19 protein-coding genes are annotated in these 21,657 nt (G+C 62.1%); 10 read left to right on the top strand and 9 right to left on the bottom strand.

The genetic code is table 11. The annotated features are described in order from the left end of the window. Positions 1 to 731 (bottom strand): VCBS domain-containing protein (locus VWY60_RS18885; protein ID WP_416541431.1); only part of this gene is annotated, 731 nt, incomplete at its 3' end. 264 nt (positions 732 to 995) lie between these two features. Here VWY60_RS18885 and VWY60_RS18880 point away from each other — a divergent pair. Both VWY60_RS18880 and VWY60_RS18875 read left to right on the top strand, forming a co-directional pair. Beyond that, positions 996 to 2,294, top strand: coding sequence for an MFS transporter (locus VWY60_RS18880; RefSeq protein WP_416541430.1), 1,299 nt, complete (start codon positions 996 to 998; stop codon positions 2,292 to 2,294). Next, entirely contained in the window at positions 2,291 to 3,970 is a 1,680-nt protein-coding gene (locus VWY60_RS18875) for a sensor histidine kinase (protein WP_416592535.1), read from the top strand. Before VWY60_RS18880 ends, VWY60_RS18875 begins: the two co-directional genes overlap by 4 nt. Here the strand turns inward: VWY60_RS18875 and VWY60_RS18870 are convergent. Continuing rightward, positions 3,940 to 4,590, bottom strand: coding sequence for a response regulator transcription factor (locus VWY60_RS18870; protein ID WP_416541428.1), 651 nt, complete (start codon positions 4,588 to 4,590; stop codon positions 3,940 to 3,942). The genes VWY60_RS18875 and VWY60_RS18870 overlap by 31 nt on opposite strands. 400 nt (positions 4,591 to 4,990) lie before the next feature. Between VWY60_RS18870 and VWY60_RS18865 the strand changes: the two genes are divergently transcribed. From VWY60_RS18865 to tpiA, 4 genes are all read left to right on the top strand, one after another. Beyond that, complete coding sequence (locus VWY60_RS18865; protein WP_340545951.1) at positions 4,991 to 5,353, top strand: SUF system Fe-S cluster assembly protein; 363 nt, start codon at positions 4,991 to 4,993, stop codon at positions 5,351 to 5,353. A 384-nt stretch (positions 5,354 to 5,737) separates the two neighbouring features. After that, a complete protein-coding gene (locus VWY60_RS18860; RefSeq protein ID WP_416541427.1) occupies positions 5,738 to 7,009 on the top strand; it encodes a glycerophosphodiester phosphodiesterase family protein in 1,272 nt (423 codons plus the stop codon). Positions 7,010 to 7,078: 69 nt separating this feature from the next. After that, positions 7,079 to 7,438: a HesB/IscA family protein gene (locus VWY60_RS18855; RefSeq protein ID WP_340545952.1), complete on the top strand. Its 360-nt coding sequence runs from the start codon at positions 7,079 to 7,081 to the stop codon at positions 7,436 to 7,438. A 252-nt stretch (positions 7,439 to 7,690) separates the two neighbouring features. After that, entirely contained in the window at positions 7,691 to 8,443 is a 753-nt protein-coding gene (tpiA, locus tag VWY60_RS18850) for a triose-phosphate isomerase (protein ID WP_416538993.1), read from the top strand. 202 nt (positions 8,444 to 8,645) lie between these two features. On the opposite strand, the gene VWY60_RS18845 is transcribed toward tpiA, so the two are convergent. The 5 genes from VWY60_RS18845 to VWY60_RS18825 all read right to left on the bottom strand — a co-directional run bounded on the left by VWY60_RS18845 (position 8,646) and on the right by VWY60_RS18825 (position 15,531). Further along, positions 8,646 to 10,049 (bottom strand): TRAP transporter large permease, encoded by a 1,404-nt coding sequence (locus VWY60_RS18845; protein ID WP_416538994.1) that lies wholly within the window; start codon positions 10,047 to 10,049, stop codon positions 8,646 to 8,648. Beyond that, complete coding sequence (locus VWY60_RS18840; RefSeq protein ID WP_416541426.1) at positions 10,049 to 10,726, bottom strand: TRAP transporter small permease; 678 nt, start codon at positions 10,724 to 10,726, stop codon at positions 10,049 to 10,051. Before VWY60_RS18840 ends, VWY60_RS18845 begins: the two co-directional genes overlap by 1 nt. A 109-nt stretch (positions 10,727 to 10,835) precedes the next feature. After that, positions 10,836 to 11,837, bottom strand: coding sequence for a DctP family TRAP transporter solute-binding subunit (locus tag VWY60_RS18835; RefSeq protein ID WP_340545956.1), 1,002 nt, complete (start codon positions 11,835 to 11,837; stop codon positions 10,836 to 10,838). Between the two features lie 677 nt (positions 11,838 to 12,514). Continuing rightward, the gene (locus VWY60_RS18830; RefSeq protein ID WP_416541425.1) at positions 12,515 to 13,744 is read right to left on the bottom strand and encodes a sigma-54-dependent transcriptional regulator; all 1,230 of its coding nucleotides are present in this window, start codon (positions 13,742 to 13,744) and stop codon (positions 12,515 to 12,517) included. After that, positions 13,741 to 15,531: a sensor histidine kinase gene (locus VWY60_RS18825; protein ID WP_416535178.1), complete on the bottom strand. Its 1,791-nt coding sequence runs from the start codon at positions 15,529 to 15,531 to the stop codon at positions 13,741 to 13,743. The genes VWY60_RS18830 and VWY60_RS18825 overlap by 4 nt, the downstream gene beginning before the upstream one ends. A 61-nt stretch (positions 15,532 to 15,592) precedes the next feature. Here VWY60_RS18825 and VWY60_RS18820 point away from each other — a divergent pair, with 61 nt between their 5' ends. Further along, positions 15,593 to 16,777, top strand: a complete 1,185-nt coding sequence (locus VWY60_RS18820) for a cytochrome P450 (protein ID WP_416541424.1) — start codon at positions 15,593 to 15,595, stop codon at positions 16,775 to 16,777. A 50-nt stretch (positions 16,778 to 16,827) separates the two neighbouring features. On the opposite strand, the gene VWY60_RS18815 is transcribed toward VWY60_RS18820, so the two are convergent. Both VWY60_RS18815 and VWY60_RS18810 read right to left on the bottom strand, forming a co-directional pair. After that, the gene (locus VWY60_RS18815; RefSeq protein ID WP_416541423.1) at positions 16,828 to 18,027 is read right to left on the bottom strand and encodes an MFS transporter; all 1,200 of its coding nucleotides are present in this window, start codon (positions 18,025 to 18,027) and stop codon (positions 16,828 to 16,830) included. Positions 18,028 to 18,225: 198 nt separating this feature from the next. Next, on the bottom strand, positions 18,226 to 18,705 hold the full coding sequence (locus VWY60_RS18810) for an Lrp/AsnC family transcriptional regulator (RefSeq protein ID WP_340545961.1): 480 nt from the start codon (positions 18,703 to 18,705) through the stop codon (positions 18,226 to 18,228). Positions 18,706 to 18,851: 146 nt separating this feature from the next. Between VWY60_RS18810 and cobA the strand changes: the two genes are divergently transcribed. Genes cobA through VWY60_RS18795 form a run of 3 tightly spaced genes read left to right on the top strand, consistent with a single transcriptional unit; the run spans position 18,852 to position 21,653 of the window. Beyond that, a complete protein-coding gene (gene cobA / locus VWY60_RS18805) occupies positions 18,852 to 19,688 on the top strand; it encodes a uroporphyrinogen-III C-methyltransferase (RefSeq protein WP_416541422.1) in 837 nt (278 codons plus the stop codon). Beyond that, a complete protein-coding gene (locus tag VWY60_RS18800) occupies positions 19,688 to 19,996 on the top strand; it encodes a DUF2849 domain-containing protein (RefSeq protein ID WP_260081637.1) in 309 nt (102 codons plus the stop codon). Before cobA ends, VWY60_RS18800 begins: the two co-directional genes overlap by 1 nt. Beyond that, entirely contained in the window at positions 19,989 to 21,653 is a 1,665-nt protein-coding gene (locus VWY60_RS18795) for a nitrite/sulfite reductase (RefSeq protein WP_416541421.1), read from the top strand. The genes VWY60_RS18800 and VWY60_RS18795 overlap by 8 nt, the downstream gene beginning before the upstream one ends. Positions 21,654 to 21,657: the final 4 nt, after the last annotated feature.

Raw genomic sequence — 21,657 nt, 5'->3', positions numbered from 1 at the left:
GCAGCAACTGTGACGGCCGGGCCGTCTTCGTCAACGGTCGCAGACACGGCCATGGCTACAGGGGCGTCGTTTTGTCCTTCGATCACAATATCATAGGTGACAGTTGTGATATTGCCTTCGTCATCCGAGATCACCAGCGTCACGGTTTCGGTTGTGCTCTCGCCCGCCCCGAGACTGTCGTAGGCGGTCCCGGGATCAAAGGACAGGCTTGCACCGCCGCCGACCCCGATTTGGCTGGTCTGGCTGGCTCCACTGTCCTGCGCGGTCAATGTCCCGCCGCCGGTAACACTTGCCGATACCAGTTCCACCGATGTCCCATCCAGATCGTAGTAGTCCACCTGGAACTGCAGCGCGTCACCTTCTGACGTGCTCAAACCATCATCGCGCAGGATCACCAGAGGCGCGTTGTCGCCCGCCAGATCGAATGTGAAATCGTCGAATTGCAGCACTTCAAAACTGTGCAGGAAATCGCAGCCGTCCTCGCCCTGGACATAGGTCCAGGGTCCACGGCCAAAACCTGAAACCTGATAGTCCAGCACAGAACCGGAAAAAACCGCAGTGTCCCGTCCCTTGCCACCAAACATGACATCGTTGCCGCCGCCGCCTTCTACGGTGTCGTCACCTCGTCCGGTATAGATACGGTCACGGTACTCGGAGCCGGTGACCTCATCGTTTCCGCGGCGCGTCCAGATGAATTGTCCACGGGATGCGTCCGACGCATCTACTTCCATATCAGTATTTCTCAGATAACCACGACCGCGATATCCCATGGTGATACTCCGTTATTGTCATTGGACAGCTTTCGGGCCCTATCCCCTAGCCTTCCTGCGACCTCTGATCCGAGACCAGAAACACGCAAAAACAAGCTAATTTTTAATAAGTTAAGGATGGGAGCGACAATCACCCGAACGGGTGATTTTTATGGGCGAAACAGAAAGTTATTCCATTGGAAACAGTAATGCGTTCAAAATAACCCAAATGAGTTGGGGGAGATAATGAGAACCACCAATCGGGTTATGAGCGGCTGGCAGCTTTTCTGTTTCAGCGTTCTCAGCGCACCATTGGCCATGGTCAGCTTCGCAATCGTGAGCTTTGCGCCAACCTTTTACGCAATAGACATGGGGCTGGGGCTGGCGGTTGTAGGGGCCGTGTTTATGTTTGGTCGCTTGTTTGACGTGTTCACGGACCCGCTGATTGGTGCGCTGAGCGATCGGACCTTCGGCGCACGCGGCCCCCGAGTACCGTGGATGCTGTTTTCTTTCCCCGGGGTTTTGCTGTTTGCCTGGTTGCTGCTCTCGCCCCCGGATGGGGTTGGTCCGGTGTATCTGTTCTGTGTGATCTCCGGCTATTTGCTTTTTGTGACCGCTTTTGATGTGCCTTACTCCAGCATTGGTTTGGAGATTTCTCCCAATGTGCACGAGCGCTCGGTGCTGGCTGGCACCAAGGCTGTGTTTCAAATCCTGGGCGCCCTGGCCGCGTCACTGGCGCCCGTGATCATTGGGGCGCAGATGGGTCTGTCGCTGCGCACATTGGGGCTGGCCTTTCTCATAACGATGCCCGTCGCGATGGCGTTTTTTCTGATCTGGGCGCCGCGACAGCAAAGCCGGGAGACCCGGACCCGTTTAAGCCTGTGGACTGCGTGGCGTAACTGCTTGCAGGAGCGCGCGTTTCTCAGGCTGATGATTGCGTTCTTTGCCGTGCAGGCAGCCAACGCGATGACGGTCGGCCTATTGGTGCTGTTTGTCAGCCATGTTCTGAATGCACCTGCGGTGGTGGGTCAGATGTTCTTGCTGCTGCTGGTGGGCACGGCAGTCTTTGTGCCGCTGTGGATCTGGCTTTCCAACATGATCGGCAAGCGCCGAACTTGGACAGTCGCGATCACGATTTGCGCCGGTGTCTTGTCGGGCTGCTACATGGTTGGCGCCGGCGACATCCTATTGATGCAGGTGATCTGTGTCGGCCTGGGGGCCTGCATGACCTGTGATGCGGTGATGCCAACGTCGATGCTTGCAGATATCGTCGCTCGGGATGAAGCCGACAGCGGCCACCCAAGAGCTGCCAGCTATTTGGCCCTGAAAAACGCGGCTTCCAAGATGGCCTTTGTTGCGCCAATGGGGATCGCTTTTCCAATCCTGGGTTTGGCCGGTTTCGACAAATCCGGCGTAAATGGCCCGGAGACCTTTGGCATCCTGCTATTCTTCTTTGCCGGGCTTCCCGCTGTGCTGCGACTGGCGGTTGCAGGATATCTCTGGCGCCGGGTAGGTGATGTGACGGTCACAACCACCCCAGCATGAGCCAGGCCCTTGCTCCACCGACCGCGGTCGAAATACGGGCAGAAGAAGCCCGTATGTTGCGAGAGCGGGCCAGAGGTTCCGCCCGCTTCGCCTTTACTCTGATTGCCTTGATCGCCGTCAGCCTCGCCTCCGTGCGTCTCTACCGCGAGGCGGTCCTATGGGCGGGCCTTGCTTCGATCATGGTGGTGATCACGGTTCTCTACGCGCGCGCCTGGCCTCAGGCAGAGGAGACCCCGGAACAGGTTGATCGGTACCTGATGGGCCACATCGCGATCTCAGCCTTTACCGGCCTGGTTTGGGGCATTTGCGCGATCCAGCTGGCCAGTCCGACATCTGAACTCCAGACTTTTATGGCGGGGCTGTTTCTGACATCAATCACCGCCGGTGGGGTCATGGCAGGAACCGTGTACCGGCCTGGCTACCTCGCCATTGCCATATGCTCACTCCTGCCGTTCGGCCTGTTTCTCTTGATCACAACAGATGGCGTGATCCGTATCTATGGCGGGTTCATCCTGTTCTATTTCAGCTTCTGTTTCGCCACCAATTTAACCGCCAGTCAAAAGACAAGGGATGCGCTCGCAGCCCAATTGGTCAGTCGGCAGGCTGAAAAGGCTTTGGAGCAATTTGCCGAAGCCGCCAGGCACCAACACGCGGCCAAACGTTCCCTCAAGGCAATTCAGCACGACATGACCCAGCCTCTATTGGCCCTGCGCAACTTCCTGGCCGAGATGGATCGCCAGGCCACTTCGCCGGAACAGGCGGTCTTGGTGCGCCAAATCCGCTTTGCATTGATCAGTCAGGAGGCGCTGGTCGAGGAGCTTTCGAATGTGGAGCAACCCGCATCAAGACTGACGCATACCGAAATCGACGTGGCAGATCTGCTGTCTCGGCTGGACGAAGAGTATCGCCCGCAATTTGCCGCACTAGGCTGTGATTTCGTAGTAAAAAATGATCTGGGGATCATCGAGAGTGACCGCCCCAAGCTCGAGCGTATCCTGCGAAATTTCCTGAGCAACGCAGTAAAATACGGGGCCTCCGGCGGGTATGTGCAGCTGTCGGTTTTCGTGACCGGCGACGAGAGCTGGTGGCAGGTCACGGATCGGGGCAGAGGCATGACACAGGACCAGATTCAGGCGGTGCGCCAACGCGAAAACCTGCCCGCAACCCGCAATGGCCAGGGGTTGGGACTGGGCATCGTACGGGAACTTGCCCAAGAGCTGGGCGGCACATTTGAGATCAAGTCCAGCACAACCACAGGCACGCAGGTGTCGCTGCGACTGTCACACCGGCCTGTCGAGGTCGCGCGCGATCAGGCCTTTGTCCTGGTTATTGGGCAGGATACCCTTCCGAACATGGGCGCATGGGCGGATCTGGTCTCGTCCTGGTACTGGAAATTTGCCCATGCGGACACCTGCCAAGGAGCGGCAGACGCGATCACGCTGCTGGGACAAGTCCCCGATCTGATTGTATTGGATCCCGTCGCCGGGCAATCGTTTTCCGAAAGCGAAATCAGTGACCTACAGCAATTCGCGCCGACGACCTATCTCTTGCGTGCCCCGGTCGGCGATGGGCACGGTCAAGACAGGAACGGGATCGAATTGCCGGACCGGGAAGTCAACCTGCGGCGGGCGCTGGAAAGCCGCCTTCAGAACAGCGCCAATTCGCGCGCCCTTTGAACCGCTGCGGCGCGGTTGCCCACAGAGAGTTCCCTGAAGATTGTTTTGGCATGAGTTTTGACAGTGTTCTCGCTGATTGAAAGGGCGCGGGCGATGCTCTTGTTGGTGTAGCCTTCCGCCATCATCGACAATATGCGCTGCTGTTGCGGCCCAAGTTTCGGGCGGACAATCGTGTCCATTCCATCAGATTGGAACATCGTACGACGGGCGCCATTCTCAATAGATTTGGCCGGTAGCGGCCCCTCATCGGCGGCAGCAAGGATGGCGTCCAGCAAAACCTGCTCTTCACACGATTTGTGGACAAAGCGAAACGCTCCGACCATCTGGGCATTGGTCCGTGTTTTCGCATCTTCCGACGCCGACAGAACGATCACCTGAACGCCAATATTGCGCGCGCGCAACGCGCCGATCAGCGCGATCCCGTTGAACGGCTTCATCGCCAGATCAGTGATGACCACATCCCAGGTTCGACCGCTGTCTATCTCTGCCAAAAAATCGGTGGCCGTCGTGAAACTCGTCACGTCCAGGTCCAAAGCGCTGCTCTCGAACACGTAGGAGAGCCCCTGCAAGAAAATCGCATGATCATCAATTATGGCGAGGCGGATCGAAGCAGTTTCCACTCATTATCCCCCTTTCAGTCATCTGTTTTTGGACCAATTTCTATTGAAAATCTTATTTGATGCAGAGAGCAATTCCATTGTTACGGAGTGCCGCATTTTTCTTCAGCAAGTGACCTTTTTAGAAGTTGAAGGACAACTCTCACCCTCGATCAGCGTTTTGCCCCACAATGAACGGCTGCCTTATTTGCAAAAAACAACCCCAATCGTGGCGCATGTGCAGCCTGGTCAGCCAGGCTCCCCTGTCCCTGCCTGCATCGGGCCGGAACCCGCCCCGGCCCGCTCATCCCTCAGTTTCACCAAGCCCCCAATCTCGACCATCTCGTAGCTGCCACCGATCCGCCACTGGACCCCCGGCCCCGGCTTCCCTATATAAACAGTCAGGAAACGAACCGAGGCCCGAATGACCAACGCATCCGAACCGCTGGAAGGCACACCGCTGATCGCCCCCTCCTCTGTCAGCCACGAGCTGTACGAGCCTGTGGTGGACGCTTGCCGGTCCGTCTATGACCCCGAGATCCCGGTCAATATCTACGAGCTGGGCCTGATCTACACGATCGACATCTCTGCCGAGAATGACGTGAAGATCATCATGACCCTGACCGCCCCCGGCTGTCCCGTGGCCGGCGAGATGCCGGGCTGGATCGTGGATGCCGTCTCGCCGGTGCCCGGCGTCAAGAGCGTCGATGTCGAACTCACCTGGGAGCCGCCCTGGGGCATGGACATGATGTCCGATGAGGCCCGCCTCGAACTGGGCTTCATGTGAGCCCACGCAGGAACGATCTGGCCTGATCCTGCGGTCGCCCATCGTTGCGTCCGCACCGACCATCCGCAACGCGGCAGCGCTTCTGGCCTGCCGCGTTTGTCATATCCGCCGCGAGGCTGCACTCCCTGCCGCCATTGCCAACCGCCCAGACGCCCGAGCCGACGCCCGACCCGACGCCCCGTGGCCGTCCCGTGGCGCGATCATAACGCAGGATAAATGCGCCTCCCCCTGCCCGCCCCCTTGCCCCGAGGGCGCATCCCCCCGTAATATCGGCCTTATTATTGGCGGCACCTCAGCCGCAGCCGCCCGATCCTCCGCGACAGCTGCCCCGGCAGCGCGCAACACCACCCGCGGGCGCGCGCACCCAATTTGGAGTTCCATATTTTGCCCCGCATCTTCGCCTGCCCGACGTCGCTGATCGCACTTGCCCTTGCCGCACCGCTCCTGACCGGCCCTGACCTGACCAGCCCCGCCCTTGCCGACACCGCGCCCGAGGCGATGAGCCTCAGCTACGGCCCGCGCCCCGCGTATCTGGTCGCAGCCCTGCCCGAAGGCCCGCTGAAAACGAAGCTGCAATCCTGCGCCGCGCAGACCCCGCAAGCCACCGAGTTCTCCATCGCGCACCGTGGTGCGCCACTGATGTTTCCCGAACACACGGTTGAGGGCAACCGCGCCGCCGCCTCCATGGGCGCCGGGATCCTGGAATGCGACGTGACCTTTACCAAAGACCTGGAACTGGTCTGCCGCCATTCGCAGAACGATCTGCACACCACCACCGATATCCTCACCAGCCCCCTCGCCGAGCGCTGCACCCAGCCCTTTACCCCGGCCAGTGCCGACACCCCCGCCACCGCCGAATGCCGCACCAGCGATCTGACGCTGGCAGAGCTGATGACCCTGCAACCAAAGATGGACAGCAGCGACGCCACCGCCACCAGCGCCAAGGCCTTTCAGGGCGGTCTGGCCCCCTGGCGCAGCAATCTGCATCAGGGCGAGGCAACACTGCTCAGCCATGCCGACAGCATCGCCCTGTTCCGCGAGCTGGGCGCCCGTTTCACGCCCGAACTAAAGGCGCCCGCCGTCGCCATGCCCTTCAACGGGATGACACAGGAAGCCTATGCGCAGAAACTGATCGACGCCTATGTCGCCGCCGGCATCCCTGCGGCGGATGTCTGGGTGCAGAGCTTTGACCTCAGCGATATCAAATACTGGCTCACCCATACGCCGGAGTTCGGCCGTCAGGCGGTCTATCTCGACGACCGCTTTGCCCGCCATGACGCCGATGAGGGGCAGATTGATCCGATGGATCCCGCAACCTTCCGACCCTCGATGCAGGAGCTGAAGCAGATGGGCCTCAATTACATCGCCCCACCGATCTGGATGCTGCTGACGCTTGATGGCGACCGGATCGTGCCCTCCGCCTATGCACGGGCCGCGCAGGAGGCCGATCTGAACATCATCACCTGGACGCTGGAACGCTCCGGTCCGCTGACCAGCGGCGGCGGATGGTATTTCCAGTCGATCTCGGATGCGGTGACCTCGGATGCGGCCGTCTACCAGGTCCTTGATGTGCTGGCTCAGGATGTGGGTGTTGTCGGCGTATTCTCCGACTGGCCCGCAACAGTCACCTATTATGCCAATTGCATGGGGCTTTGACCCCTCCCCCCTTGAGCCTGCGCCATCGCCCCCCTAAATTGGAGGTAACGCGCGATAGTGGAGACAGAGATGTTCGGCATTCCCGGCAAACAAGCGGTGACCATCACCGACAAGGCAGCGGCCCAGATCGCCAAGCTGATGGACAAGGGCGGCCATTCCGGCCTGCGCATCGGCGTGAAAAAGGGCGGCTGCGCCGGCATGGAATACACGATGGAATATGTCGACACCCCCGATCCCAACGATGAGGTGGTCGAACAGGATGGCGCCCGTGTGCTGATTGCACCGATGGCGCAGATGTTCCTCTTCGGCACCGAAATCGACTATGAGGTCTCGCTGCTGGAGGCCGGGTTCAAGTTCAACAACCCCAATGTCTCCGAGGCTTGCGGCTGCGGGGAATCAATCAGCTTCAAGGATATGCCCGCAGGCTGACCTGCCAGCCCCGATGGACTGGGGCAGACGCAGATCACAACCCAGACGTGCAGCCTGAAAAAATAGACGCCCCATTGCCGTTTTTCGCAGCCTTGGCGCGCAACTTCGGTATTGTTCAACATGTGCAGGCCACAGGCTCCATGCGAACAGGCGAATTGTTCCCCAATCCGAACAATGCTAGGACAGGCCAAGCAGCAAGCTGTCCCCCGTCAGGGGCATGAAGGCAGCACCGATTTTGAGGGAGATACGCAGATGCGTCGCAAGATGGTCGCAGGCAACTGGAAAATGAACGGCACCGCAAGTGCGCTGACCGAGCTGGGCAATCTGGCCTATAGCTGCAAGTCGGCCAAGGCCGAAGTGGTGATTTGCCCCCCGGCAACGCTGCTCTACCGGGCAGCCAATGTCTGCGTCGACAGCAAGGTCGACATCGGCGCCCAGGATTGCCATAGCGCGACCTACGGTGCCCATACCGGCGACCTCAGCGCCGAAATGCTGCATGACGCCGGGGCGAGCGCGGTGATTCTCGGCCATTCCGAACGGCGTGCCAATCACGGCGAGACCGATGACATGGTCCGCGCCAAGGCCAGGACCGCCATTGCAGCGGGACTCACCGCCATCATCTGCGTCGGCGAAACGCAGGACCAGCGCGAGGCCGGCAAGACGCTGGAGGTGGTTCGCGCCCAGCTGGCAGGCTCGCTGCCGGACGACACCAGCGGCACGAATGTGGTGGTCGCCTATGAACCGGTCTGGGCTATTGGCACCGGCAAAGTGCCCACGGTCGAACAGATCGCAGAGGTGCACAACGACCTGCGCGCAAGCCTCGTCAAACGCTTCGGCGGTGAAACCGCCAATGCCATCCGCCTGCTCTACGGCGGCTCGGTAAAATCCAGCAATGCCAAGGAGATCTTCGCGGTGGCCCATGTCGACGGCGCGCTGGTCGGCGGCGCCAGCCTGAAGGCTGCGGATTTCGCCCCCATTGTCGCGGCTCTCGACGCCAGCGACTGAACGCGCCTGACGGCGCGGCCTCCGGCGGGAGTATTTGGGGAAAGATGACATCGCCCCGTGCCCGCTTTTCACCTTTCGCAAAATACTCTGGGGTGAATGCGCGCCAGCGCAGAGGGGCAAAGCCCCTGACATAACGCCAGACAGAAAAAGGCCCGGGACACTCTCCCGGGCCTTTTCATATGCGGGGGGATGCGCCGCAGCGCTACTTCGTTATGATCTCCGGTCCCATCACCGCATTGGGCAGCACCGTCGATATCCACGGGATATAGGTGATCATGATCAGGAACACGAAGAGCACCGCCAGGAACGGCAGCGCCGCCCGCACCACCGCCATCATCGGCATCCCCGCAACCCCGGAGGTCACAAAGAGGTTCAGACCAACCGGCGGGGTGATCATGCCGATCTCCATGTTGACGACCATGATGATGCCCAGATGAATGGGGTCGATCCCCAGTTCAATCGCAATCGGGAACACCAGCGGCGCCACAATCACCAACAGCCCCGACGGCTCCATGAACTGACCACCGATCAGCAGGATCACATTGACCACGATCAGGAACATCACCGGACCAAAGCCGGCCGACAGCATCGCGGTGGCAATCTGCTGCGGCACCTGCTCATCGGTCAGCACATGTTTGAGGATCAGCGCATTGGCAATCACAAACAACAGCGTCACCGTCAGCTTGCCTGCCTCAAACAGGGCATGGCGCGTATCGGCGTGAAAGAAGGACGGGATGAAATAGACCACGGTCTGCCCCAGCATCTTGGGCAGCATGGTCACAAACTGCCCCAGATCCTTCGGTTTTGGCGCCGATTTCAGCGGCCCCATGTCGCGGTAAACAAAGGTCGCGACAAAGAAGGCATAGACCGACGCCACTGCCGCTGCCTCTGTCGGGGTGAAAATCCCGCCATAGATGCCGCCCAGAATGATCCCGATCAGCAGCAGACCAACCGAGGCATTGGCCGCCGAGGCTGCAACTTCCCCCCAGCCCAGCCATTCGCCCTTGGGCAGGTTCTTCACCTTGGCCATCACATAGATGGTCACCATCAGCATGAACCCGGCCATCAGGCCCGGAATGACGCCCGCCAGGAACATCCGCCCCACCGAGACCTCAACCGCTGCCGCATAGACCACCATCACAATCGACGGCGGGATCAGGATGCCCAGCGTGCCCGCGTTACAGATCACACCGGCCGCGAACTCCTTGCTGTAGCCGACCTGACGCATCCCGGCGATCACGATGGATCCGATGGCCACCACGGTGGCCGGTGACGACCCGGACAGGGCCGCAAACAGCATACAGGCAAAGACGCCGGCAATCGCCAGACCACCCGGCAGATGACCGACACAGGCGATCGAGAACCGGATGATCCGCCGCGCCACGCCGCCGGTGGTCATGAAGCTTGACGCGAGGATGAAGAAGGGGATCGCCAGCAGCGTGAAATGCCCCTCGAAGGCTTCAAAAAGCGTGCCCGCAACCGACGCCAGCGAGCTGTCGGAATAGATCAGCAGGAACAGCGTCGAGCTGAGGCCAAGCGCCACCGCGATCGGAACCCCGATCAGCAATAGGCCGATGACCATGGAAAACAATAGGACGACATCCATCAGTCGTGCTCCCCGCGCTGCGCCTGAACCTCGGCAATTTCATCTTCGACCTCATGGCTGGCCACCAGACGATCGACATCGCCGCGCAGGATCTGCACCGCCGCCTGACCAAAGCGCAGCAACATCAGCAGCATTGACAGCGGCAGCACCACATAGGGGACCACCTTGGGCAGTTTCTCGTAAGAGTCGCCGTAGTTGATCAGCTCTTCGAGAAATCCGAACACCGCCACCATCGGCACATCCTGCACCTCGTAGAAGCTCTGGCTGCGCGCTGACATGTCAAAACCGGTGGGAAACCAGCGCCCGGAGGTGGGCGGCAGATCGGCAAACACAGCCCAGTAGTCATAGGCGCCCTTCAGCAGCAGCAGCGAAAACACCAGGCAGCAGCCGACCGAGATCAGCCCGATCGCCCGGCGCGCCGGCGCCGACACCATGTTGAGGATCGCATCAACCCCCAGATGCGCATGCACCTTCACCGCATAGGATGCGCCCAAGAGCACCAGCCAGGCAAACAGGAACACCGTCAGCTCCAGCGCCCAGAGAATATTGGAATTGAACACAAATCGCGCCACCACATTGGCAAATGTGATCAGGGTCATCAGCCCCAGCAGCAGCGCAATCAGTGTCTCTTCGAGTGTATTGATAAGCCCGGTCGGGCCAGGTTTTGCCCCCGCCATATCGCTCTCCCTCGATGTTTGGATAATGGGATACCGGCGCGGATGGCGCACCGTGCAAATTGGGGCGGCGCGTCATCCGCGCCAGCCCCGGATCTTCAGCCTGTGGCCTTTACATGCCTGCGTTGATCGACTGTGCCGCGTCGATCATGTCCTGACCCACATCACCTGCGAATTTCTCCCAGACCGGCTTCATCGCCTCGACCCAGGCCGCGCGCTGCTCGGGCGTCAGCTCACGCACCACGCCACCGGCATCAATGATTGCCTGACGCGCTTCGGCGTTCACCTTGGTGGATTCGGAGTTCCGCGTTGCCGTGACCTCGCCAAGGATGGTCAGGAACTGCTCACGGACAGCAGGCTCCAGGCTGTCGAGCCAGTCAACAGAAGTCACCACCAGATAGTCCAGCGCGCCGTGGTTGGTTTCGGTCACACCGTCCTGCACCTCAAAGAACTTCTTGCCGTAGATGTTGGACCAGGTGTTCTCCTGCCCGTCCACAACACCCTGCTGCAGCGCGCCGTAAACTTCGGAGAAGGCCATTTTCTGCGGGCTGCCACCGATCGCTTCCATCTGCGCCACCAGCACGTCCGAAGACTGCACGCGGAATTTCAGCCCATTGGCATCCGACGGCGCGATCAGCGGCTTGTTGGCCGACATCTGCTTCATGCCATTGTGCCAATAGGCCAGCCCCTGCAGACCGCGGCGCTGCATCGAATCCAGCATCGCCTGACCATTGTCAGAGGCCTGGAAAGCATCAACCGCGTCGATGTTCTTGAACATGAACGGCAGGTCGAACAGGCGGAACTGCTTGGTGAATTTCTCGAATTTCGACAGGCTTGGCGCGGCCAGCTGCACGTCGCCCTGCAGCATCGCTTCCAGCACCTTGTTGTCATTGTAAAGCGTGGAGTTCGGATAGACCTCCAGACACATGGTGCCGTTCATCTCTTCGTTGATGCGCTTTTCCAGCAGCGAGGCGGCAATCCCCTTGGGGTGCTTATCGGTATTGGTCACATGGCTGAACTTGACGACGATTTCGCCTTCCTCACAGGCCGCCATGGCGGCACCGGCACTCATGGTCAGCGCCACGGCGGTGGCAGCAGCAGTTACAAATTTCATGTCTTTCCTCCCAGAATATCTCCTTGGCCTTTGCAACAGCAAAGACCCCGACGGCAGCATCACGGCGCTGGCCTCTCCGCTCAAGCCTTTGTTACAGCGTCACGAGACTGGAAATTTATGAATTTATAACAAAAGCTTACCGAACCAATCTCAGGTTACCTCTCAGCGACACCACCATGGTTGTGCGAATTCCCGCACAGGGAGGCGGCCCTGCTGTGCGGATTTCCGCACATTCTGCGCGTGCGCGAGACGCGGCCCGGGATGCGGTCTTGGGAATCAGCGCCCGTCATCTTTCCATAAATACTCAAATCCGACGCCCGTACCGGGCAGAGCCAGCGGCGCCGGGGCGTTGCACAGGCGCCGCGCGCCCTGCCCGCGTTTGATTAACCTGCAGCTGTCACATTGGGCCGGTCGCGACATCCGGGCCGTCTGACACACGGTCCACCGATCCGGGGCATCTGGCACATGCCCCGGCAGGAGACCGGCCCGCGCCCCGCAGCATGCAGGGTGCAGGCGTCCAGACAGCCATGGTTGACGGACATGGGCCCCGGCTGACACCCGCGCCCATCCCCCTCCGCCCATGCGCCCTTAGGGGCCATCCGGCGGCGCCGCCATTCACTGCCCTCGCCGCCCGATCAGGCGTGGCGAGAAACAGCGAAAGACACAGCAGACCGCGCTCAGCGGCGATAGTCCTCAGGCCGGATGCCATAGCGCGCCAGCTTGTCATAAAACGTCTTGCGCGGCAGCTTCAGGGCTTTGGCCGCGGCAGAGGCATGGCCGTTCTGCCGCCCCAGCGCTGCTATGAGCAAGGACCGCTCCACCTGCGCCAGCTGCTCCGCCAGCCCCAGTTCCGCCGATTGCGCCGCCTCCTCCGGCATGCCGAGGACAAAACGCATGGCCGCCGACATCAGCGATCGCGCATTGCCCGGCCAATCCTGCGCCATCAGCGCCGCCAGATGGTCCGGTGGAATATCCGGTACGGCAATGCCCGCCTGCTCTGCCGCCTGCGCCACGTAATGGCTGAACAGCACCGGGATATCCTCGGGCCGCTCCGACAGTGCCGGAATGCGCACCCGCATCACGTCTAGCCGATAGAACAGATCCGCCAGAAATCCGCCACGCGTCACCTCTTCGGCCAGATCCGCGACAGTCCCAACCAGAACCCGCGCCTCCACTCGCTGTTCCAGCGCCTCCAGCATGGCATATTGCGTCTCTTTCGGCAGGGCGGCGATTTCATCCAGGTAAAGCGATCCGCCCGCCGCCTCGCGGCACAGATCCGCAAACCCATCAGGGGTCAGCCCCGCCGCCGGGCGTTTCACAAACGCGCCCTGACCACGCGGCGACATCAGGTGAATGACCTCCGCCACCTTGGAGATCCCGCCACCCGGTGCACCGGTCACCAGCACCTCGGCCCCGGTGGCCGCCACCGCGCGGGCACGGGCGCGCAGCTCCGCCACCTGCGCCGAGGTGCCAAAGATCATCCGCGCCGCCGCATCGCCGCTTTCCAGCCGCGACTTCAGTGCGCGGTTCTCCCGCACCAATGCCCGCGTCTTCAGCGCCCGGCGCACCACCGCCATCAGATCCGCAGTGGCGCAGGGTTTTTCGAGGAAATCAAACGCCCCCTCCGCCATCGCCTGCACCGCCATCGGGATGTCACCTTCGCCGGTCAGCAGGATCACCGGCAGATCACTGTCCACCTCTCGCACATAGCGCAACAGGTGAAACCCGTCGCGTCCCGGCATCCGCATATCCGACAGGATCACCCCGTCAAAATCGGGCGTGATCAGATCCTTGGCCGCCACAAAGGATCCCACCGTGATCGCGTCACACTCCGCCAGCTCCAGCGTCTGGCCAAGCGCCGCCCGCACCGCCGCATCATCGTCCACCACCAAGACACGATTGGTCATGCCACCTCATCCTGTTGTTGCGGCTCGGCACCTGCCTGCGCACGCCAGCGGTCCAGCTCCACCGTGAATTCGGCGCCATCGCCGGTGTTGACGCCCCGGATATCGCCGCCAAAGCTCTGCACGAGCCCGTAAGAGATCGACAGACCCAGCCCCATGCCATCGGCGCTGCCGACCGCCTTGGTGGAATAAAACGGCTCAAAGATCTTCTCGGGCTCCTTCAGCCCCGGACCGATATCGCGCACCGTCACCGCCAGCCGCGCAGCAGCATCCCCGCCGCGGGTCTCAATCGCCATCCTGATCTCGCGGCGCTCCTGATCCAGCATCGCATCGGCGGCATTGTTGATCAGGTTCACAAACACCTGCGACAGCCGCACCTCGCCGCCCCAGGCAAAGACCGGCTCCGCAGGCGGCTGCCAGACCAGCGCCACCCCGTCCTGCCGCAACCGCTGCTCCGTCAGCTCGGCGGCGGTATTGATCACCTGCACCAGATCGACCCGGCCCATCGGTTCGTTTTCGTTGCGGGCAAAGGCACGCAGGTTCTTGATGATCCGCGCCATCCGACCGGCCATCTGCGCAATCCGGCCCAGGTTCTCGCCCGCCCGTTCCGGCTTGCCGCGCGCTACAAAAGCCTCGCCGTTCTCGGCATATTGCTGGATCGCCATCAGCGGCTGGTTCAGCTCATGGCTGATCCCCGCCGACATCTGCCCCAGCGCCGACAGCTTGCCCGCCTGCACCAGCTCCTCCTGCGCGCGTTTCAGCGCCGCCTCCGCCTCCTGACGTTCCTGGACCTCGCGGGTCAGCCGCATATTGGTGGCCGACAGCGCCCGCGTGCGGGCCTCGACCCGGCTTTCCAGCGCCGCATTGGCCTCCGCCAGCGTGCGCCGCCGTTCCAGCGCCAGCGCCAGCATCGTGCCCAGCGCCAGCACGATCGCCGCCATCGCCGCCGCCTGCAATCCTGCCAGACGCTGCGCCGGGGCCACATCCACCAGGATCTCCCCCACCATGCCGATCTGCGGCAGGTTCACCGCCTGATGCAGCGCCCGCTCCGGCAGATAGGGCGACCAGCGCAGATCCCAGATCTCATGCGGCCCTTCCAGCCAGGACCGAAGCGCCACCTGTCGCCCATCGGGCGGCGACAACCCCGGCCCGTCGGTGCTGCGCTGCCAGAACAACAGCTCCCGCCGGTTGGCAATGAACACCTCACCGCCCCGGTTGGTGAAAAACACCGCCGGCAGCGAGCCGCGCCAGGTCTGCTCAACATCCTCGACATCAGCCACCACCACCAAGGCACCGCGCACCCGGCCATCGCCGTCGAAATCAGGGGCCGCATAGACATAGGCCCGCCGCCCATCCGGTTGCAGCACATCATATCCGGTGCCCAGCGCCCCCTGCATCGCACGGTGGAAGTAGCGGCTCTGGGTCACATCGCGCCCCATCACCCCTTCGGCGGCCACAACCACCCGCCCCGCCCGGTCGACAAAGAACACATCCAGCGCCGCCGTCTTGTCCGCCACCTCGCGCAGCAGCCCCTGCGCCGCCGCCCGTGCCTCGGCGCGGTCCAGCCGCTTCAGCGTCGGGTGATCAGCCATCAGCACGGCAAGCTCCTGATAGACCTGCAATTGCGTGGTCACCCGGTCCGAGGCCAGCGCCAGATCCGCTGCACTGCGTTCGGCAAGCGAATCAAGCGCTTGGCGATAGCCCAGCCGGTAGACACCCGTTGCCACAGCCGTCACCGCCCCCAGAAGAAGCGCCAGAATGATCCAGCGATGTGCGTGAAACTGCGTCATTGGCCGCACAGTAGCAAAGCCCCCCTTGCATTGACCAGCCGCCTTGGCAAAAGCTGCGCAGATGAAGACATTGACCCAATCCCCCACCGACCCCGATTTTGTCCAATCCCCCTACGGTTTTTACGCCGAGGCCCGCGCGAACGGACATCTGCATTACTGGCAGGACTACAAGATGGTTGCGGCCTTCTCGCACCCGGCTGTTCATACCCTGCTGCGCGACCGCCGCTTTGGCCGCGAAATCCCCCCGGAGATGGCGCGCGAAAGCCCCGCCCATCTCGCCCCCTTCCTGCAGGTCGAGGCGCATTCGCTCCTGGATGCAGAGCCACCCCGCCACACCCGCCTGCGTCGCCTTGTCTTGCGCGCCTTCACCAGCCGCGAGATCAAGGCACTGGCGCCCGGTCTCGAAACCCTCTGCCACGAGCTGATCGACGCCTTCCCTCAGGACGCGCCCTTTGACCTCCTGTCCACCTATTGCACTCAGGTCCCGGTGATCGCGATCTGCCGCCTGCTGGGCGTGCCCGAGGATATGGCGCCGCAGCTCCTGGACTGGTCGCACAAGATGGTCGCCATGTATCAGGCCTCCAAGACGGTTGAGACCGAACATGCCGCCGCCCGCGCCAGCCAGGAATTCATCGACTTCCTCACCGCCTATGTGGACGAACGCCGCAAGACCCCGGGTGAGGATCTGATCACCCGCCTCATTCAGGCCGAGGAAGACGGCGAAAGCCTCTCCACCGATGAGCTGATCGGCACCTGCATCCTGTTGCTGAACGCAGGCCATGAGGCCACGGTGCATTCGCTGGGCAATGGCGTGAAAACCATGCTGCAACAGGGCTGGGACAAAAGCTGGCTTGCCCCCGACGGCATAGAAGGTCTGGTTGAGGAAATCCTGCGCTATGACCCGCCGCTGCATATGTTCACCCGCTACGCCTATGAAGAGGTCGAGATGTTCGGCCATAGCTTCCAGCGCGGCGATGAGGTGGCGCTGCTGCTGGCGGCGGCCAACCGCGACCCCGAAATGCTGGAGGATCCCGAGCGCTTCGATCCCACGCGCCCGGCGAAGGTGAACACCTCCTTTGGCGCAGGGCTGCATTTCTGCGTCGGCGCACCGCTGGCGCGGATGGAGATGCAGATCGCCCTGCCGATCCTGTTCGAGCGTTGCCCGGACCTGAAACTGGCCGCCGCGCCGGAGTATAACAACACCTACCATTTCCACGGGCTGACAGGCCTGATGGTTCAGGTCTGATCCCCCAACGTGGCGGGCCGGCGCGGCCTGCCACAACACCACCGCCCCCCTCAGGCTGGGCTTCGCGGCCGTCCAAAGATCAGCACCGCAGCAGCGACAACAGCCACAGCCGACGCGCAGCGGATCACGGTCTGAAAGTCATAGGCCTGCGCAATCAGCCCGACCGCCGGGCCCGCCATCACCCCGCTCACCATCAGTGTATTCCAGTAAATCGCCGTCGCGCGGGCGGGTGTGTCAGGCGCAAAGGATTGTACATAGCTGATGCCAAGGCTGGCATAGAACCCGTAATACAGCCCCTCCAGCGCCGCCCCCGCCAGCATCTGCGGAAAGCTCTGCACCGCCGCCAGCAGCTGGATCGTCACAACCGCCAGCCCGGTCACCGCCAGCAGCGCCCGCCACATGCCGATGCGCGCAATCACCCAAGGGGTGGAAAAGATCGCAATCACCTCGACAAAGGTTTTAATGCTAAAGGCAAACCCCGGCGCATAGCCGGGCAGCCCCACCTCTTCCACGTAAAAGATCGGCAAGGCGGAAAACGTCAGCGAATGCGCGCTCGACAGGCAGAACACAAACCCGGCCGCCAGCCACAAACCCTGCGGCGCCACTGCGGTCTGGCCGGCGCTGTCCTGCGCGGGCGCACGGCCCGGCATCGCGGTGATGTCACGGGGCAGCGTAAACCACCACAAAGAGATCCAGACCATCGACACCGCAACAGCCATCACAAACACCGCCCGAAGACCAATCCCATCCGCAATCAGAAACGTGACAGCCGGGCCGATCATCCAGGCCGTTGAAGTCGTGGCCCGCATATGCGCATTGAACCGCACCCGCTCCACCTTGTGACGCTCGGCCAGACTGCCGCCCAGGCTGAACATGGTCGACACCGCGCTGGAACTGATCCCGAACCCTATAACACCCGCCGTCAGCACCACCCAGAGCGCAGGCAGCAGCGCCAGCGATCCGGCCGCAAACACAAACCCCGCCGCGGCCAGTCCGATCAAGGGAAACACCCGCGCGCCGGCATCGATGCGGCGGGCAAACTGCCGGTTGGCCACCAGGGTGAGGCTGATCGCCATCCCGGCATAAACGCTGATGATCCAGGGCTCATACCCCAACCCCCTGACCAGAAAATAGCTCATGAAGGGCACAATCATGGCGGTGCAGATCGTGCCGCAGAACAACAGCAGCAGAAACAGCAGGCGCGCCGTCACCGCACCCACAGGTGCCGCAGAGGATGGGGAAATGGCCATGATCAAGTCAACTCAACTGCAAATGCCTCACCATTGCCGGAGCGCCCCCGCTGCGCAAGCCCAGCGTCCAGACTGGCTGCCCCGCCGCCCCGTCATCTTTCCAGAAATACTCCGGGAGATGTGACCTGCGCCGCAGGCGTGGGTCACAAAAAAGGGGGCAGCGCCCCCTTTCCTTTGCCACCATCTGACGACCGCGCGCTATTCTTCTGCGATGGCTTCTAGCGGCAGCAGGGTGGTGGATTTGATCTCCTCCATCGACAGCAGGGCCGTGACATTATGCACCCGCACCTCGGAAATCAGCGCCTGATAGAAGTTGTCATAGGCACGGGCGTTCTTCACCCGCACCTTCAGGATATAGTCGATATCCCCGGCCAGCCGGTGCGCCTCCTGTACCTCCGGGCGATCCTGCAACGCCTTCAGGAACTTCGCCTGCCACTCCGCCTCATGGGCCGAGGTGCGGATCAGCACAAAGAAACAGGCCTCAAACCCCAGCGCCTCGGCATCCAGCACCATGGTCTGCCGCCCGATGACGCCCGCCTCGCGCAGCTTGCGAATGCGATTCCACACCGGGGTCTTGGAACTGCCCACACGGCGGGCGATTTCATCCAGCGACTGGCCCGCATCGCGTTGCAGCTCCGCCAGAATTTTCCGGTCCGTGCCGTCGATCCGCACTGTCATTCCTGTTTTCTCCTTGTTTGGGGATCAACCCGCCTGCATCTGCCGCCAGCTGGAACAATCTTCCTTATTTGCCGCGCCATATAGCGGATAAGGGGGAATATTTCCTATATTCAGGGGTAAGTCAAACAAACCAGACGAGGCCCCAGATGACCGGTCCAGACACCAGAACGCCCCCTGCGCCGCTGCCGATGCCCGCGCAGGCCTGTGGCTCCGTCGCCGCGACGTCGCTGGTGGCAGGCGAGGTCGCCTTTGCCGGCTCCGGCCCCGGCGATCCTGACCTCCTGACGCTGAAGGTGGCGCGCGCGCTGTTGCAGGCGGATGTGATCCTCTTTGACCGTCTGGTCAGCGCCGAGATCATGGCCCTCGCAGGTCCGCAGGCCCAGCTGGAAGACGTCGGCAAGGAGGGGTTCGGCCCGCAGGTGAGCCAGGAGGAGATCTGCGCCCGCATGGTGGCCCATGCCCGCGCGGGCAAGAAGGTGCTGCGCCTGAAATCCGGCGATCCCACCGTCTATGGTCGTCTCGATGAGGAACTCACCGCCTGCGAGGCGGCCGGCGTCGCCTATCAGATCCTGCCGGGTATTACCGCCGCCTCCGCGGCCGTGGCCTCCATCGGCCAGAGCCTGACGCAGCGCGGGCGCAATGCCTCGGTGCGGTTTCTGACCGGCCACGACATGAAGGGCTTTGCCGATCACGACTGGGCCGCTCTCGCCCGTCCGGGTGAGGTTGCCGCCATCTACATGGGCAAGAAATCCGCGCGTTTCGTGCAGGGCCGCCTGATCATGCACGGCGCCGACCGCGCCACGCCGATGACCATTGTCGAAAATGCCTCGCGCACCAATCAGCGGGTGATCGAAACCACGCTGGACCGCCTGCCCACCGATCTTGCCGCCGCCGAACTGACCGGCCCGGCGCTGACATTCCTCGGCCTTGCCCCGCGCGCCAACGCCCAGGCCCTGACAGATTTGAAAATGGAGCTTGCCTGATGCCCCGCCCCTTTACCCCGAAAATCATCACCGCCAACGACCTGCTTGAGGGCGACGTGATCTATTTCACCGACACCAACGGCTGGAGCCGCGAGCTGAAAGAGGCCGAGCTGATCGAAGATGAGGCCGAAGCCCAGCTGCGCCTGCTCGAAGCGGAGAAAGACGCGCAGCATGTGGTGGGCATCTACCTGACCGATGCAAAAGCGGGGGCTGACGGCCCCGAACCCACCCATTTCCGTGAAGATTTCCGCCGCACCGGCCCATCCAACTATCGCCACGGCAAGCAGGAGGCCGCAGCAAATGTATAAGTACAACGATTTCGACACCGCGTTCCTCGCCGAACGCAACGCCCAGTTCCGCGCCCAGGTGGAGCGCCGCATTGACGGTTCTCTCACCGAGGATGAGTTCAAGCCGCTGCGCCTGATGAATGGTCTCTATCTGCAATTGCACGCCTATATGCTGCGGGTGGCGATCCCCTATGGCACGCTGAACTCTGACCAGATGCGCACCCTCGCGCTGCTGGCGGAGAAGTGGGACAAGGGCTATGGCCATTTCACCACCCGTCAGAACATCCAGTACAACTGGCCTAAGCTGCGCGATGTGCCCGATATGCTGGACGCGCTGGCCGAGGTTGGCCTGCACGCGATCCAGACCTCCGGCAATACCATCCGCAATGTGACCTCGGATCATTTCGCCGCTGCTGCCAAGGATGAGCTGACCGACCCCCGCCCCTATGCCGAGCTGATCCGCCAGTGGTCCACCGATCACCCGGAATTCCAGTTCCTGGGCCGCAAGTTCAAGATCGCCATCACCGGCAGCTCCAACGACCGCGCCGTGACCCGCGCGCATGACATCGGTCTGCGCATGGTCGAACGCGACGGCGTTGCCGGGTTTGAGGTGATCGTGGGCGGCGGCCTTGGCCGTACGCCGCTGATTGGCAAGGTGATCCGCGATTACCTGCCGCAGGCCGATCTGCTGCCCTATCTGGAATCCGTGCTGGCGGTCTACAACCTGCTGGGTCGGCGCGACAACAAATACAAGGCCCGCATCAAGATCACCGTACTGGAAAACGGCATCGACACCATCCGCGAGATGGTGGAGGAGCGGTTTGAAGAGCGTCGCAAGACCTTTGACGGCACCGATCAAGTGCTGCTGGAGGAGATCAAGGCCCATTTCACCCCGCCCAAACTGCGCGGCGGCAATCTGGAGACCTATCTGGCCGCCTATGATGCAGATCCGGTGTTCCGCTCCTGGGCAGACACCAATCTGGCCGCGCACCGCGATGACAACCACGCCATCGTCACCATCTCGATCAAGGCGCATGGCCAGACACCCGGTGATGCCACCGCCGCGCAGATGCGGGCAATGGCCGATCTGGCAGAACGGTTCGGCTATAACGAGCTGCGCATCAGCCATGAACAGAACGTCATCCTTCCGCATGTCCATAAATCGGACCTGCCGGCCCTGCATGCCGCGCTGAAAGACCACGGGCTGGCCACCGCCAATGTCGGGCTGATCTCCGATATCATCGCCTGCCCCGGCATGGATTACTGCGCGCTGGCCACTGCCCGCTCAATCCCGGTGGCGCAGGAGATTGCCACCCGGTTTGAAGAGCTGAAGCTGGAACATGAGGTGGGTCATCTCCAGATCAAGATTTCGGGCTGCATCAACGCCTGTGGTCACCACCATGTCGGCCACATCGGCATTCTTGGCCTCGACCGCGCCGGGGTGGAGAACTACCAGATCACCCTTGGTGGCGACGCGACAGAAACCGCCGCCATTGGCACCCGCACCGGACCCGGTTTTGCCTATGATGAAATCGTGCCTGCGGTGGAACGGCTGATCACCGCCTATCTCTCTCTGCGCGACAGCGCCGAGGAAACCTTCCTCCAGACCTATCGTCGCGTCGGCATGGATCCGTTCAAGGCCGCGCTTTACCCCGAGGCCCAGAAAAAGGTTGCTTAGCACC

The sequence above is a fragment of the Phaeobacter sp. JH20_26 genome (assembly GCF_048056275.1).
Taxonomy (GTDB): domain Bacteria; phylum Pseudomonadota; class Alphaproteobacteria; order Rhodobacterales; family Rhodobacteraceae; genus Phaeobacter; species Phaeobacter bryozoorum.
This window is presented reverse-complemented; position numbering and strand designations above follow the sequence as displayed.